The organism is Parahoeflea alexandrii (assembly GCF_027214025.1).
Classification (GTDB): domain Bacteria; phylum Pseudomonadota; class Alphaproteobacteria; order Rhizobiales; family Rhizobiaceae; genus Hoeflea; species Hoeflea alexandrii_A.
Window position 1 is genome coordinate 152,292 of sequence record NZ_JAPWHB010000002.1, and the last position, 14,658, is coordinate 166,949.

The 14,658-nt window shown below is 61.4% G+C and carries 14 protein-coding genes and 1 pseudogene; 2 read left to right on the plus strand and 13 right to left on the minus strand.

The features are described from left to right. Positions 1–30: 30 nt before the first annotated feature. On the minus strand, positions 31–1,203 hold the full coding sequence (locus O4H62_RS06920; RefSeq protein ID WP_269387548.1) for a cysteine desulfurase family protein: 1,173 nt from the start codon (positions 1,201–1,203) through the stop codon (positions 31–33). A 247-nt stretch (positions 1,204–1,450) separates the two neighbouring features. Here O4H62_RS06920 and O4H62_RS06925 point away from each other — a divergent pair, with 247 nt between their 5' ends. Continuing rightward, positions 1,451–2,128 (plus strand): alpha/beta hydrolase, encoded by a 678-nt coding sequence (locus O4H62_RS06925; RefSeq protein WP_269386543.1) that lies wholly within the window; start codon positions 1,451–1,453, stop codon positions 2,126–2,128. A 363-nt stretch (positions 2,129–2,491) separates the two neighbouring features. Here the strand turns inward: O4H62_RS06925 and O4H62_RS06930 are convergent, their stop codons facing one another. Continuing rightward, positions 2,492–3,652: a Fic family protein gene (locus O4H62_RS06930; RefSeq protein ID WP_269386545.1), complete on the minus strand. Its 1,161-nt coding sequence runs from the start codon at positions 3,650–3,652 to the stop codon at positions 2,492–2,494. A 332-nt stretch (positions 3,653–3,984) separates the two neighbouring features. Between O4H62_RS06930 and O4H62_RS06935 the strand changes: the two genes are divergently transcribed. Further along, complete coding sequence (locus O4H62_RS06935; RefSeq protein WP_269386547.1) at positions 3,985–4,833, plus strand: hypothetical protein; 849 nt, start codon at positions 3,985–3,987, stop codon at positions 4,831–4,833. A 111-nt stretch (positions 4,834–4,944) separates the two neighbouring features. Here the strand turns inward: O4H62_RS06935 and O4H62_RS06940 are convergent. From O4H62_RS06940 to O4H62_RS06990, 11 genes and pseudogenes are all read right to left on the minus strand, one after another. Next, positions 4,945–5,175: pseudogene (locus O4H62_RS06940) on the minus strand (ABC transporter); the annotation flags it as partial. A gap of 107 nt (positions 5,176–5,282) precedes the next feature. Beyond that, positions 5,283–6,167: a mechanosensitive ion channel family protein gene (locus O4H62_RS06945; RefSeq protein ID WP_269386549.1), complete on the minus strand. Its 885-nt coding sequence runs from the start codon at positions 6,165–6,167 to the stop codon at positions 5,283–5,285. 149 nt (positions 6,168–6,316) lie between these two features. After that, the gene (locus O4H62_RS06950; RefSeq protein WP_269386551.1) at positions 6,317–7,147 is read right to left on the minus strand and encodes an LssY C-terminal domain-containing protein; all 831 of its coding nucleotides are present in this window, start codon (positions 7,145–7,147) and stop codon (positions 6,317–6,319) included. 251 nt (positions 7,148–7,398) lie between these two features. Beyond that, the gene (locus O4H62_RS06955) at positions 7,399–7,854 is read right to left on the minus strand and encodes a dihydrofolate reductase family protein (RefSeq protein ID WP_269386553.1); all 456 of its coding nucleotides are present in this window, start codon (positions 7,852–7,854) and stop codon (positions 7,399–7,401) included. Positions 7,855–8,055: 201 nt separating this feature from the next. Then, on the minus strand, positions 8,056–8,757 hold the full coding sequence (locus tag O4H62_RS06960; protein ID WP_269386554.1) for an ABC transporter ATP-binding protein: 702 nt from the start codon (positions 8,755–8,757) through the stop codon (positions 8,056–8,058). Next, complete coding sequence (locus O4H62_RS06965) at positions 8,750–10,045, minus strand: lipoprotein-releasing ABC transporter permease subunit (protein ID WP_269386555.1); 1,296 nt, start codon at positions 10,043–10,045, stop codon at positions 8,750–8,752. Before O4H62_RS06965 ends, O4H62_RS06960 begins: the two co-directional genes overlap by 8 nt. Positions 10,046–10,072: 27 nt before the next feature. Then, positions 10,073–11,416, minus strand: coding sequence for a proline--tRNA ligase (gene proS, locus O4H62_RS06970; RefSeq protein ID WP_269386557.1), 1,344 nt, complete (start codon positions 11,414–11,416; stop codon positions 10,073–10,075). A 484-nt stretch (positions 11,417–11,900) separates the two neighbouring features. Then, positions 11,901–12,134, minus strand: a complete 234-nt coding sequence (locus tag O4H62_RS06975; RefSeq protein WP_269386559.1) for a hypothetical protein — start codon at positions 12,132–12,134, stop codon at positions 11,901–11,903. A 136-nt stretch (positions 12,135–12,270) separates the two neighbouring features. Then, entirely contained in the window at positions 12,271–12,552 is a 282-nt protein-coding gene (locus O4H62_RS06980; RefSeq protein ID WP_269386561.1) for a DUF1467 family protein, read from the minus strand. A 12-nt stretch (positions 12,553–12,564) separates the two neighbouring features. Beyond that, positions 12,565–12,969, minus strand: a complete 405-nt coding sequence (gene mce, locus O4H62_RS06985; RefSeq protein ID WP_269386563.1) for a methylmalonyl-CoA epimerase — start codon at positions 12,967–12,969, stop codon at positions 12,565–12,567. 10 nt (positions 12,970–12,979) lie between these two features. Then, entirely contained in the window at positions 12,980–14,647 is a 1,668-nt protein-coding gene (locus O4H62_RS06990; protein WP_269386565.1) for a ribonuclease J, read from the minus strand. Positions 14,648–14,658 lie beyond the last annotated feature (11 nt).

A 14,658-nucleotide genomic window follows, 5' to 3' on the forward strand; every position in this document is an offset into this window, starting at 1 on the left:
TGTCTCGCGAATCAAAATCTTCCAGCCGCGTCAGGCGGCCACTTCGGCTCCCTTGCGGACCATCCGCCGGGTATTAATCGCTTTGAACGCTTCAAGGAACCGCTCAACGTCATTTTCCGTGTGTTCCGGCCCGAGGCTGATCCGGATTGCTCCGAGATCCGCGTCCGCGCCCATGGCCGCAAGCACATGGCTCAAGCCGATCTTGCCGGACGAACAGGCAGCCCCGGCGGACACCGCCACGCCTTCCATGTCGAAGGCGATCTGCGCCGTTTCCGCCTTCAGGCCCGGCAGCGAGAAGAAGCTGGTGTTTGCGAGCCTCTCAACTGCCTCGCCATGCAGGATCACATCGGGCGCCAGTTCGCGCAACCCGGCTTCCAGCCGGTCGCGCAACGCGGCTATGCGGCCGACATTAACAAGGGCTTGGCGAGCGGCATCGGCGGCTGCGCCAAACCCGGCAATGCAGATCAGGTTCTCGGTGCCGCCGCGATGGCCCTTTTCCTGCCCGCCGCCGCGCAACAGCGGTGCCGGCATCAGGATCTCGCCGGCACTGACAAGCGCGCCGATCCCCTTCGGGCCGCCGATCTTGTGACCCGACAGGATCAGGAAATCGGCGCCGAGATCGGCAAGCGACAGCGGCAGCCGGCCCGCGCCCTGCACCGCGTCGACAACCATCAGCCCGTGATGGGCCTTGACCAGCTCGGCGGCTTGCCGCACCGGCTGGAACACGCCGGTCTCGTTGTTGGCCAGTTGAAGCGCCAGCATCGCCTGGCCGCTCGCCTGATCGTGACCGGCGAGAGCATCTTCCAGGGCCTTGAGATCGAGCCGCCCCTCGGCATCGACCGGCAGCACGGTGATCTGGTCCGGCGCGAACCGGCCGCCCGAGAGAATGGCCGGATGCTCGACCGCAGAGACGTAGAGCCGCGACACCCGCACCGGCGAACGGCCCATGCGGTAATCGGGCGTCAGAACATGATTGGCGGCTTCCGTCGCGCCCGAGCAGAAAATCACCTGCGCCGGCGGCACATCGCAGAGCCGGGCCACGGCCTCGCGCGCCTTGCCGATCAGGGCGCGGGCCTTGCGGCCTTCCGCGTGCACCGATGAGGGGTTTCCGGGCAGCTCCATCGCGTCACACATCGCCGACTTCGCCGCCGCAAGCAGCGGCGCGGTCGCGTTGTGATCGAAGTAGAGACGCCCCTTGGCCATCATCTTCCTTGCCTGCGGATGACGCCCGCCACCGTGGCAGGCGCATTTTTCTTGAATTTTCTGTGCCCGATGCCGTAAGACACACAAACTTTCAGCGACACCGCTGCAGTTTCGAACGATTCTAAACTAGGTTCTAGGGAGCCGCCCCGCCCCCGTCAAGGGCACGCTAGCGATATCCACCCGCCCGCCGGCATCCGCAAACCCGGACGGCAGGCCGCCCGAACCTGAGCCCATGCATGGAGTATCAATGCCTGAAGTCATTTTCAACGGACCCGCCGGTCGTCTCGAAGGCCGCTACCAGCCGGGCAAGGAAAAGAACGCGCCGATCGCCATTGTGCTGCATCCGCACCCGCAGTTCGGTGGCACCATGAACAACCAGATCGTCTACCAGCTGTTCTACATGTTCCAGCAGCGCGGCTTTACGACGCTTCGCTTCAATTTCCGCTCGATCGGCCGCAGCCAGGGCGATTTCGACCACGGCGCCGGCGAACTCTCCGATGCCGCCGCAGCACTCGACTGGGTGCAGGGCCTGCATCCGGATTCGAAAAGCTGCTGGGTGGCAGGCTACTCCTTCGGCGCCTGGATCGGCATGCAGCTTCTGATGCGCCGCCCCGAGATCGAGGGCTTCTTCTCGATCGCGCCGCAGCCCAACACCTACGACTTCTCGTTCCTTGCCCCCTGCCCGTCCTCGGGCCTGATCATCCATGGCGACGCCGACAAGGTGGCGCCCGAGAAGGACGTCAACGGCCTGGTCGAGAAGCTCAAGCTGCAAAAGGGCATCCTCATCACCCAGAAGACCATGCCCGGCGCCAACCACTTCTTCACCGGCAAGGTCGACGAGCTGATGGAAGAATGCGAGGACTACCTGGATCGCCGGCTGGCGGGAGAGCTGGTGCCGGAGACGGCAGCGAAAAGGTTGCGCTGAGGGTATCAAACAGGACACATTCATGAGGCACGGCAGAGAAATCCGCCGTGCTTTTTTGTGTGGAGACTGGAGTAATATTGGCTTTCCACGGCAAGGTTGCTATGGGCGGACAGTGGGCTTTTGGTGCATTGGAACAATGGACTGAAAAGGGGCCGGTAGCGGGCTGACGGCTTCAAGAGATAAGCGGTCGGATCGATGCCTTTAAGGTCATACTGATCTAAACGGCGGCGACCCCATTTCAATCGCTCTGAATTTTGCCGAATATGCCCGAAAGTTGCAGTACAGTTGCCTGCCACGCCGAGGTGCGGCGAGGGCGAAACGTCCAGCTGGCGTGACAAACGCTAACAAGCCGTTAAGGAATAGTCAGCCGCTGACGGCTTTCAGGATAAGCGCCTTAAGCGGTGCAAATTCGCCGCCGTCTGCGGCTTGGAGAGACGTGTAGTAGGGAACACCACGATCAAGACGGCTCATGTCGACATGTCCGAATGTGTCGAGGCACTGCTGCATTAAGATGCTGCGCGCAACGCGACCGTTTCCATCAAGGAACGGGTGAACCGATAAAATGCCATGGAAGAGTCGGACAATCGCATCCATCTGTTCAATCGGGTTCTTGGCGGCGGCGATACCGGTTCGCCACTCCGTACATACTTCAGTGAGAAGCCTCCGTATATCGGCAGGTTTAGGCGGACTGATCGTTGGATCTGCCGGCGCTGCGCTTGCCTTCCTTATTACGACTTCTTCAGTGCGTAGATGGCCAACGATTCGGGACGGCAGATCGAAGCATACAAGGCGGTGAAACAGCAGAACCATCGCGGGATCGAGCTGCAAGGATATCTTCACCACTCCTGGTTCGGATAAAATCTCACCGACTGCGAGTGGATCCATAGATCGCACGGGATCGATAGACAAATCCTGCGCCCCTGCCATAACACGCATCGTTTGCGCCGCATCTGCCTGACCTTGGCGGATCTGATCGATATGACTCAGAACGACCTTCAGATGCTGCGTCTGCTCCGTCATGAGGTCAGCAAGCTGATTCTCACGGTTTGCAAAGAAGGCCACCTGCTCGTCAGCGTTCATAGCGATGTGGAGATAGCCGACGCGGAGGCCGTACCCTTCCGGCGAATCCAAAGCTCCACGAATACGCTCAACATCGTAGATTTCACATTCCTGCCTCAGCGCATTAGCTTGATCACGCAAATCATTTCGTTGCTGGCGCGTCAGACGCTGATTTGTCATAAAAATAAAGCCGTTGCGCCCGTGCACTTGCGCGCTTTCTAGATCGTGTAGGAACTTGCGTTCGATTGCGGAAAACTCTTTCTCCGTTGTTGGGAAGTATACCGCGCAGACCCAAAAATAACGTCCACGATCGCAAAGTATATCAGCGCCGTTGTCAGGGCCGCCGAGCGGTGCTTGAGGGTGAACGTTATTATACTTTTCTAGTCGCAGAATACCAACGACAAGCCGCTCAGCCTGAGTCGGTCCGTATCGCCACTCTCTAAGTGCTGTTTCTGTACTTGGCATTTTTGAAATGTGCTCTCGATCTTTTTATTCACGCAATATCGATTGGTGAGTGCCAGCCCTTTCGTCAGCATGTCAGCCGCAGAATTTGAGGGTCGCTCCCCGTGGCTGCTCAAGTCCGGAAGTAGTTATACGAATTCAGACCCACAGATTCCTTCCCGACTGCTTCTCCACACAGATGACGCTGGCCTGGATTCGATCCCATTGCTTTCATTCGAAACCGTTTCTCGTGTAGCAAAGATATTCATTGAGCGCATTCTGACCGACTTTATTGACCTAGGCACTCGCCAGCCAGGTCTGTATACAGACCCTTCAACCTGCAGTATGCATAGGCAATGAACCGTGTCGAGCCTTTCTCAATTCCCGAATGGAAAGCGTTGCACCGTGAAGCATCGCTTGTCAGCCAGATACTCGGCTCCGGCGCCACTGCGTTGGGGCGTGCGAGTTATGGTAGCGGCTTTGGTGAATACTACACAGCGTTTTTCGGGCTTACGATTGGGATCGAGCGCTTGGCAAAACTCATTTTGGTTGCGGACTTTGCTATCGACAATGGCGGCACATTGCCAGGTCAGGCTGTGGTCCGGCGATATGGCCATCGGTTGAAAGACCTGATTGGCAAGGCCGATCAGATTGCTACCAAACGAGACATCTCTGTTCCATATCTGCTGCCGACCGACCCGATTTGCTCTGCCGTTATAGATTGTCTTGATGAATTTTCAGACGCATCGAAGGGGCGGTATGCTAACTTTGAAGCTATCGGAAACCCCAATTTCAACGCTGCGGACGAGCCAGTCAATAAGTGGTGGACTGAGGTCGTCGAGCCAATCCTAGACAAGCATTATCGCGGAAGACGTACGGAGAGCAGGGTAAAGCAGCGGGCAGCGATCATGAATGCTTTAGTCGGCGATAGCGTTTTTATTCATCATACGAACGAAACCGGGGCGGTCATATCAAACCTCACAACCGCTTCGGAGCGCACCGGGCAGACGAAATGGGCGCAGAAGTATGGTCGTTTCTATACACTGTCGGTTGTCAGGTGGCTCTCCCATATTTTTGATGAAATGACCCACACGGCGGGATACCAGCCGGGACTTGAAAGCTTGTTCGGACACTACGAATTCTTCCAAACATACACAGTCGATGACTACTTTCTTCTGACAAGAAAGGTCTGGCCTCTCACCTGAGGCATACTCTGTGTTCGTGATCACCACAGGTAGGTCGGTTGCTGGATGGCGAGACGGGCAATGTAAAGGAGATAGAAGGCGCTAAAGCTAAGCCCTCGCTACCCGCCCCCTCTAAACCTCCACAACCTTGCCGTCATGCAATGTCCCCCGGCGGTTCATCAGGCTGGCGAGGTCGTGGTTGTGGGTGGCGATGACGGCGGAGAGGCCCGACTGGCGCACCAGCGCATCGAGCGCCTCGAACACGTAGCCGGCGGTTTCCGGGTCGAGATTGCCGGTGGGCTCGTCCGCCAGGAGCACCAGCAGCGCGTTGGCCACCGCGCGGGCAATCGCCACGCGCTGTTGTGCGAAGCGCAAGGCCCCAGGGGACAGGCTCAGACGATACTCGGAATTCCCGAACCACTGCCGATCTGCCCGGTGGGCCAGCCCGCACTGAAACCAGCGAAGTCCGATCACCCGGTCTTGTCGCGCTCTTGCTGACGTCGCACTTCCGGCAGCTGCTTGACCACGACATTCTGGTAGGCGTAGGGAATTTCGATCCCGGCCGCGTCGAAACGCTTCTTCACGGCTTCGAGCATGCTGTTCTTCACCCCCGCCGCAACGCCGGAATCCCCGCACCAGACGCGCAGGCTGAGATCGACGCTCGAGGCGCCGAGATTGGTGACCGGGCAGCCGACGACCTCTTCGATATCGGAAAGTCCCGAGGCGACCTCGATGATCAGCGCCCGCGCCTCGTCGATGTCGCAATCATAGCCGATCGAGATCGGAATGACCGCCATGGTCCGCTGTTCCTTGGCAGAGAGGTTGATCATGGTCGCGCTCGAAATCGAGGCGTTCGAGATGATGACGCGGCGATTGTCGAAGGTTTTCAGCATCGTGTAGCCGAGCGATACGTCCTCCACCACGCCGGTCTCGATGCCGCCCGGCGCATTGATCTGCAATTTGTCGCCGAGCCGGAACGGGCGATAGAAGATCAGGCTGAAACCCGCCACGAAATTCGACAGGGTCGATTGCGCGGCAAGGCCGAAGACCACCGAGGCGACCGAAACGCTTGCCAGAAGCGCTGTGGCGAGACGGTCGAGCGCCGGAATCATATGCGCGTAAAACATCAGGATCATGATCCAGACGAAGGCGCTTGCCACCTTCGACAGGAAGGCAATCGACATGCGGTCGAGCCGGTTATCGTGGTCCCGTTCGACCACAAGGTGGATCGCCCGCCTGAGCAGATGCGACAGCAACAGACCGGCGACCCAGAAGAGCGCGAGGATGATCAGCGCGCCCGACCATCTGTCGGGATGCAGATGCGTCAACCAGTTCTCGACTGTATTCCAGCTCATCGGTTCCTCCATCATCGTTCCGGGTTCGCGCCCTCGTCAGCACCAAGCACAAGCCGGAACTGCCTTCCAGCAGATTCTGCCCTTCAGGCTTTGCAGACAGTGCCGGCCCGCGGCTGAACTCTGGCTGCCGCGCGGGCCGTTGGCCGGGGTCAATGGGCGGCGGCATTCCACAACGCATTCTTCAGGTCAACGAGGGGCGGGTTGGGCAGAACCGGCGGCGGCTGGCGGCCGCTCACTCCCGGGCCTTCCAGAACGGAGAAGCGGATCTCGCCGTCGGTGTAGTAGCGGTCGCCCTCGCCGTTGCGTCCGTTGACGGTCAGGCCGACGCCCGTCACTTCGTAGACCTGGGCGACGCGTCCAGTCGCGGCAAGGTCCGCGCTCAACTCGTCGCGCATGGCGTCAACGTCCGGGGAGATCGCGTGGGTCACGGCCCCCGTATAGTGGCTGAATCCGACGCTGACATCGAACGAGGCGGACCCCAGCCAGACGGGCCGCCCCTCCGCACCGGTGGAAAGGACGTTCCAGAAGCGCACATGCTGTCGCCTGTCTGCGCTCCGGCCAACCGCCTTCTCGAAAGCGAAATCCTGCCGCCGCCCCTGGTAGTACAACGGACTGACCGGCGCATCGCGATATTCCCTGTCGAAAATCACGCTGCCGACGATCTCGATGCTGGTGCGCAGCGTCACGGGATCGGCCGGCGACCAGCCCGCCGCCGCCATCGCCATCAGGAGGTCGTCCCGCGATCCGATGATCCCGATATTCAGGGGATCGCCCGCCAGCCCGTCCGCGGTACGCGTCACCATCTCAAGGCCTTCCAACGCCTTTTGATGCCCGTAGTGGCGAAGGGCGAACGGCAATACGAGATAGGCCATGCCCGCCCAGACGATGGCGACGACGCCGACGGCAAGGATCAGGCGACGCAGGATGCGCCTGTACCGTCCCGGTCGGGCAGTCATTGTTTGAGGAAACCGCTCACTCATGGCCGATGTAATTCCGAACGAAATGCGGGCTCTTGCCACCAAGCCCGGCTGCCTCGCCCAGCCCAGTCATTTGAACTCAACCCGGTGGCTCCCGACTTCCTCTGCCCCAGACAAGCTTACCTGAAGCGCCAATCGAGGCAACCAATGTTGCTCCTGCCCGGCAGTGCGCGCTGCCCGCAGCAAGACCAGCATGTCGCCATCGGGCGACACCCACACCCGGAGCACCGACGACGACGCGAGACCTGTTGGCGTCAGCGTCCGCGCCGATAGTGCATGGCGACCACGCCATTGCTGAGCGGCACGGCTGAAACAAGTTCCAGCCGTCGTGTGCCGGGAAGTCCGTTCTGGTAGAGTTTTGGCCCATGGCCGGCAATCATCGGCTGGACGAGAAACTTGTACTCGTCAATCAGATCCAGGCGATCCAGTTCCGTTGCCAGCGTTCCGCTGCCGATGAGGACCCCGTCGGGATTCGCGTCCTTCAGGCTCTCCACGCTCTTGCGAAGGTCGCCCTGCATGTGGTGGCTGTTGGTCCAGGGGAAATCGCTCCGCTTCGAAGACACCACATATTTCGGCTTGGTCTCCAGCTTGGCCGCCCACTCGCGGATCGCCAGCGGAGCTTCAACCTCGCCCCGGGCGACCGCAGGCCAGTAGCTTTCCATCAACTCGTAGGTGACACGCCCCCACAGCATCGCCCCGGCGTCGTCCATGAGGCGGTGAAAAACGCATGTGTCTCGTCGTCTGCTATGCCTTCCTGATGGTCGACACACCCGTCCAGAGTCACGTTGAGGCTGAAAGTCAGTAATCCCATCGGGTAAAGCTATGCCAAAAATGCGAGACCGGCCAGACCCGACTGGCCGGCTTGGCCGAACCACAACCGCCCGCGGAAAAGACACCGCCAGCCGATATCGCTACAGCTCCACCACCTTGCCGTCGGCAAGCGTCACCCGGCGGTTCATCAGGCTGGCGAGGTCGTGGTTGTGGGTGGCGATGACGGCGGAGAGGCCCGACTGGCGCACCAGCGCATCGAGCGCCTCGAACACGTAGCCGGCGGTTTCCGGGTCGAGATTGCCGGTGGGTTCGTCCGCCAGCAGCACCAGCGGCGCGTTCGCCACCGCGCGGGCAATCGCCACGCGCTGCTGTTCGCCGCCCGACAACTCCGCCGGCCGGTGGTCGGCGCGATGGCCGATGCGCATGTAGTCGAGCAATTGCTCGGCCCGCTCCCTGGCGTCGGCTTTCGACAGGCCGGAGATCAGCTGCGGCATCATGATGTTTTCAAGCGCCGTGAATTCCGGCAGCAGGTGATGGAACTGGTAGACGAAGCCGATCTCCGAGCGGCGGATCGCGGTACGGCGGTCGTCCGGCAAGCCTGCACAGGATTCGCCATTGACCAGCACGTCGCCCTCGTCGGGATGCTCAAGCAGGCCCGCCAGATGCAGCAGCGTCGATTTTCCGGTGCCCGAAGGCGCCACCAGGGCGACCGTTTCGCCGGGTTCGAGAATGAAGTCGGCCTGGTCGAGGATCGAGATCTGGTTCTCGCCCTGGACGAAGTGACGGCTGACGCCGGCCAGTTGCAGGACGGGGTGCGAGCGTGTGCCCATGCGATCACTCATAACGCAGCGCCTGAACCGGATCGAGCCTCGAGGCCCGCCAGGACGGGATCAGGGTCGCGATGAAAGACAGAACCAGCGCCACCACCAGCACGATGATGGTCTCGCCCGAATCCATGTCGGCAGGCAGCTGGCTCAGGAAATAGAGTTCCGGGTTGAACAGCGTGGTTCCCGAAAGCCAGGAGAAAAATTGCCGGATGCTCTCGACGTTGAGACACACCACCACGCCGAGCAGGAAGCCCGCGATGGTGCCGGTCACGCCGATCGCCGCCCCGGTCATGAAGAAGATCCGCATTACCGAGCCCGAGGTCGCCCCCATGGTCCTCAGGATCGCGATGTCGCGGCCCTTGTCCTTGACCAGCATGATCAGCCCGGAAATGATGTTGAGCGCCGCCACCAGGATGATCAGCGTCAGGATCATGAACATCACGTTGCGCTCGACCTGCAGAGCCGAGAAGAAGGTTTGGTTGCGCTGCCGCCAGTCGGTGATGAACACCTGCCGCTCGGCCGCCGCCTCGACCAGCGGCCGGATCGTGTCGATGTCGTCGGGCCTTGCGACGAACAGTTCGATCGACTGCACCACCCCTTCGGAATTGAAGTAGAGCTGCGCCTCCTCGAGCGGCATGTAGATGATCGAGGCATCGTATTCCGACATGCCGACCTCGAAGATGCCGGAGATCGGATAGGCCTTGACCCGCGGATTGACGCCAAACGGCGTCACGTCGCCTTCAGGTGCCACCAGCGTGATCATGTCGCCGGCGCCAAGCCCGAGCGACTGCGCCATGCGCGAACCGACCAGCACGCCCTCGCCCGCCGTGAAGCCGACCAGGTCGCCGGAGCGGATATTGTCCGAAACGATCTTCATCGACTGCAGGTCTTCGGCCCGGATGCCGCGTACCAGCGCGCCGGTCCCTGCCCCGCCGACGCCCGAGGCGAGCGTCTGGCCCTCGACCAGCGGGATGGCGTTGAGCACCCCGTCGACCGCCTTGAAGCGGGTGGCCAGCGCCGCGTAATCGTCAAGCGGCCGGTCGATCGGCTGCACCACCATGTGGCCGTTGATGCCGAGAATGCGGGTGATCAACTCGCCCCGGAAGCCGTTCATCACCGCCATGACGATGATCAGCGTGGCCACGCCGAGCATGATGCCGACAAAGGAGAACCCGGCGATCACCGAGATGAACGCTTCCTTCCGCCGTGAGCGCAGGTAGCGCCAGGCGACCATCCGTTCGAAGGTCGAGAACGGTTTGGCCGAGGTTGGGGCGGCGATGGCGTCGGTGTCCGGATCGGTCATGGGTCTGTCCTTTGGCCCATCCTTGCCCTAGCGGGCTTGCGCGAGGCGGTTGATGGCGTCTTCGATCGACAGCGTTTCGCGTTCGCCGGTTGCCCGGATCTTGATCTCGACATTGCCCTCGGCCACCGCCCGCGGCCCGGCGATCACCTGGATCGGCAGGCCGATCAGGTCGGCGGTCGCGAACTTGGCGCCGGCGCGCTCGTCGGTGTCGTCGTAAAGCACCTCGAGCCCGGCATTCTCCAGCGCGGTCTCGAGCTTTTCGCAGGCAGCGTCACAAGCAGCATCCCCGGGCTTCATGTTGATCAGGCCGATATCAAACGGCGCCACGCCCTTGGGCCAGATGATGCCGTTCTCGTCGTGCGAGGCTTCGATGATGGCGCCGAGCAGGCGCGACGGCCCGATGCCGTAGGAGCCCATGGAAACGAAATGCTGCTTGCCGTCCGGGCCCTGCACATAGGCGTTCATCGGCTCGGAATACTTGGTGCCGAAATGGAAGATATGGCCGACCTCGATGCCGCGGGCGGAAACGCGCGAATCCTCACCCAGCCCGTCCCAGGCCTGGCGCGCCCACTCTTCCTTCTCCATGATCTCGTCGGTGGCGGCAAACGGCGTCGTCCACTTCTCGACGATCGCCGCGACGGCGGCGTCGTCGTTATAGTTCATGTCCGCGCCAGGCACGGCGAACGCTTCGAAATCGCGGTGGCAGAACACCTGGCTTTCGCCGGTCTCCGCCAGCACGATGAACTCATGGCTGAGTTCGCCGCCGATCGGCCCGGTGTCGGCGCGCATCGGAATCGATTTCAGCCCGCAGCGCTCGAAGGTCCTGAGGTAGGAGACGAACATCCGGTTGTAGGCGGCCTTCGATGCCTCGTAGTCGAGATCGAACGAATAGGCATCCTTCATCAGGAACTCGCGCCCGCGCATCACCCCGAAGCGGGGGCGGCGCTCGTCGCGGAACTTCCACTGGATATGGTAGAGGTTGAGCGGCAGGTCCTTGTAGGACTTGACGTAGGAGCGGAAGATGTCGGTGACCATTTCCTCGTTGGTCGGCCCGTACAGCATCTCGCGGTCGTTGCGGTCGTTGATCCGCAGCATTTCCTGGCCGTAATCATCGTAGCGGCCGCTCTCCCGCCACAGATCGGCAGCCTGGATGGTCGGCATCAGGATTTCGATGGCACCCGCCCGGTTCTGCTCCTCGCGGACGATATTGCACACCTTGTCGAGAACCCGCTTGCCGAGCGGCAGCCAGGAATAGATCCCGGCCGACTGCTGCTTGATCATGCCGGCACGCGCCATCAGGCGGTGGGAGACGATTTCCGCATCCTTGGGATTTTCCTTGAGGATGGGCAGAAAATATTTTGACAGACGCATGGGATGATCCGGTTTGGCTTCAAGCCTTGATGGCTGAATCGGGCAAAATGAGGGTTGTCGTGACCTGGGTCAGGACTCATGCGTTCATAACCGGTTCGCCAGGCAAAGAAAACCCGTTCGAGAGCGCCTCCCGAGCATGATAGTTTGCATACAGGTCTTATAATGGAATAGCCGCCACAGCATCGTCACAAAACGCGTGACAAGCCATCTTCATTGAGCTAAATAAAGCTCACTAAAGAGGCAAATCCCACCGGGAGATGCCCAATTCGCGGTCAAAGTCTTGGGAGGATAGGATCTCAGGCGCGCTTTGTTCGCAGCCCCCGGGAAACCGGGAAACAGATCACGCGACACCTGAACAACAAGGCTTCATGCCTTGTTTTTTTTTGGCCTGAAATCTCGACGTTGCTGTTGTTTGCAGTATCTCCCAGGGTACGCCGGCCATCGCTGCAGATGACCGCAAGGCATTCGGGAAGACCCGTGCCGGTCAATCTTGCTTGCGCGCACCCTTGCCGAGTTCTTCCTCGGCGCGAACGTCCTTGTCCATTTTCTCAAGACTGTCGGTCACGTTGCCATCGGGCTTCTGCTTGACGCCGGGCACGGCCTGGCACTGGTTGCGGACATTTGCCTGGTCATTGCCCTGCAGGGAGTTGTCGCCCATTTTGTCCTGCGCCAGATCAGCCTCGGTAACGCGTTCGGCTTTGTTGGTTTTTGCGGACATGATCAACCTCCGTGATTGCGTTGCGGGTCTCAACCCAACGCCCGCACATCACCAAGGTTCCAGAATGCCCGGATAAAACCGGCAGCCATCAATGCCGGGGCATGCCGACAGACAGGGCCCTGCCGCCGGGCGCGGGTCAGTTGCCCGCAGGCTTGAAATTGGGCGACAGCGCGATCAGGTCGTCAAGCGTATAGCCGCCGACGACGGTGACAACGAAATAGGCCGCAAAGACCAGTCCGGAAATCAGCGTCGTGCGCCAGAAGATCGGCCCGAAGCGAAAATTCGCCGGCGCACTGTGCGTGGTTCCCAGTGTCACCTCACCCTCGTCAGCCTGGCTGCGGGCGGAAAACGGCAGCACCGTGAACAGGACCACCCACCAGATGATGAAATAGATCGCAAAACCCGTACCAAAACCCATCGGGGAAACTCCTCAAACCTGCTCGAGTTCGATCAGGGTGCCATTGAAGTCCTTGGGATGCAGGAACAGCACCGGCTTGTTGTGCGCGCCGATCTTCGGCTCGCCGTCGCCCAGAACCCGCGCGCCTTCGCTTTTGAGCCGGTCGCGCGCCGCCAGGATGTCCTCCACCTCGTAGCAGACATGGTGCATGCCGCCCGACGGGTTCTTGGAAAGGAACGCCGCGATCGGCGATCCCTCCCCCAACGGCTCCAGCAGCTCGATCTTGGTGTTGGGCAGCTTGATGAAGACCACGGTCACGCCGTGTTCGGGCAGCGCCTGGGGTTCGGTCACATCCGCCCCGAGCATGGTCCGGTACTGGGCGCTCGCGGCCGCAAGGTCCGGCACCGCGATGGCAACATGGTTCAGGCGTCCAAGCATGATCGTCCTCTCACACCTTGCTGACGAACACCGTCACCACAGGTTTCTTGCCCCATACCTCGTTTGCGGCGGCGCGAACAGAGCGGCGAATTGCCTCGCGCACGCCGTCGGTGTCCTTGCGCCGGCCGCGCGGGATGCTTTCGACCGCGCCCAACACCGAATCATAGAGGATATCCTCCATGTCGTCGCCATCCGCATCGAAGGCCGGCAGGCCGATGGCCGAGACCACCGGGTCGCGCTGGAACTCCAGCCGGTGGTCAAGCACCACATTCACCGCCACATGGCCGGCGAACGACAGCTTGCGCCGTTCCGAAATCCCCATCTCGTCCATATCGCCGATCAGCTGGCCGTCCTTGTAGATGCGGCCGTGATGGGCCTGGCCGATCACTTCCGGCTTGCCCGGCGCCAGCCGCAGGATCGAGCCGTTGCGCACGCGCGGCGTGATCTCGATTCCCGAGGCCTGCGCCAGTTCGGCCTGCGCCGTCAGGTGCGCTGCCTCGCCGTGCACCGGCACCAGGATCCTGGGCTTCACCCACTCATACATCTGCACCAGTTCCGAGCGGCGCGGATGGCCGGAGACATGGACCAGGGCGTCCTGATCGGTGATGATCCTGACCCCCTGCTCGATCAGCCCGTTCTTGATGTCGAGGATGCCCTTCTCGTTGCCGGGAATGGCGCGCGAGGAGAACACCACGGTGTCGCCCGAGGCCAGCGCCACATTGCGCATCTCGTCGCGCGACAGCTTGGCAAGCGCCGCACGCGGCTCGCCCTGGCTGCCGGTGAGGATCACCACCACCTTGTCGCGCGGAATGTAGCCGTACTCGTCTTCGGCAAGGAATTCGGGAATCCCCTCCATCATGCCAAGCTCGGTGGCGACGTTGACCACCCGCTTGATCGAGCTGCCGAGCAGCAGCACTTCGCGGCCCGCGTCGCGCGCGGCCTCGGCGATCGAGCGGATACGGCCGACATTGGACGAGAACGTGGTGATCGCCACCCGGCCCTCGGCATTCTCGATGACTTCGCGCAGGCCCTGGCTGACTTCCTTTTCGGACGGCGAAATCCCCTCGCGCATGGCGTTGGTCGAATCGCACATCATGGCGAGGATCCCCTCCTCGCCCAGTTGCCGGAAGCGGTTCTCGTCGGTCAGTGGCCCGAGCGACGGAGTCGCGTCGATCTTCCAGTCGCCGGTGTGGATGAGCTTGCCCAGAGGTGTGTCGATCGCCAGCGAGAACGGCTCCGGGATCGAATGGTTGACCGCCACCGGCTCGATTTCGAACGGGCCCGCGGTGAATTTCTGGCCCGCCTTGAACAGCGTGATCGGCACCTCGGCGCGGGTCCGCTCGTAGGCGCGCTTGGCTTCCAGCATGCCGGCGGTGAAGGCAGATGCATGAACCGGCACATTGAGCTGCGGCCAGATCTGCGCCAGGCCGCCATAATGATCCTCATGCGCGTGGGTGATGATGATCGCCTTGAGCTGCTTGCCGAGGCTCTTGACGAAATCGACGTCCGGCAGCACCAGATCGACCCCCGGAAGCTCCGGCCCCGGGAAAGTTACGCCGCAATCGACCATGATCCATTCGCGGCTCTTGGGGGAACCATAGCCGTAAAGCGCCAGGTTCATGCCGATTTCGCCAACGCCGCCAAGCGGTACGAATACGAGATCATTGTCTTTTGTCATCAATTGTCCTG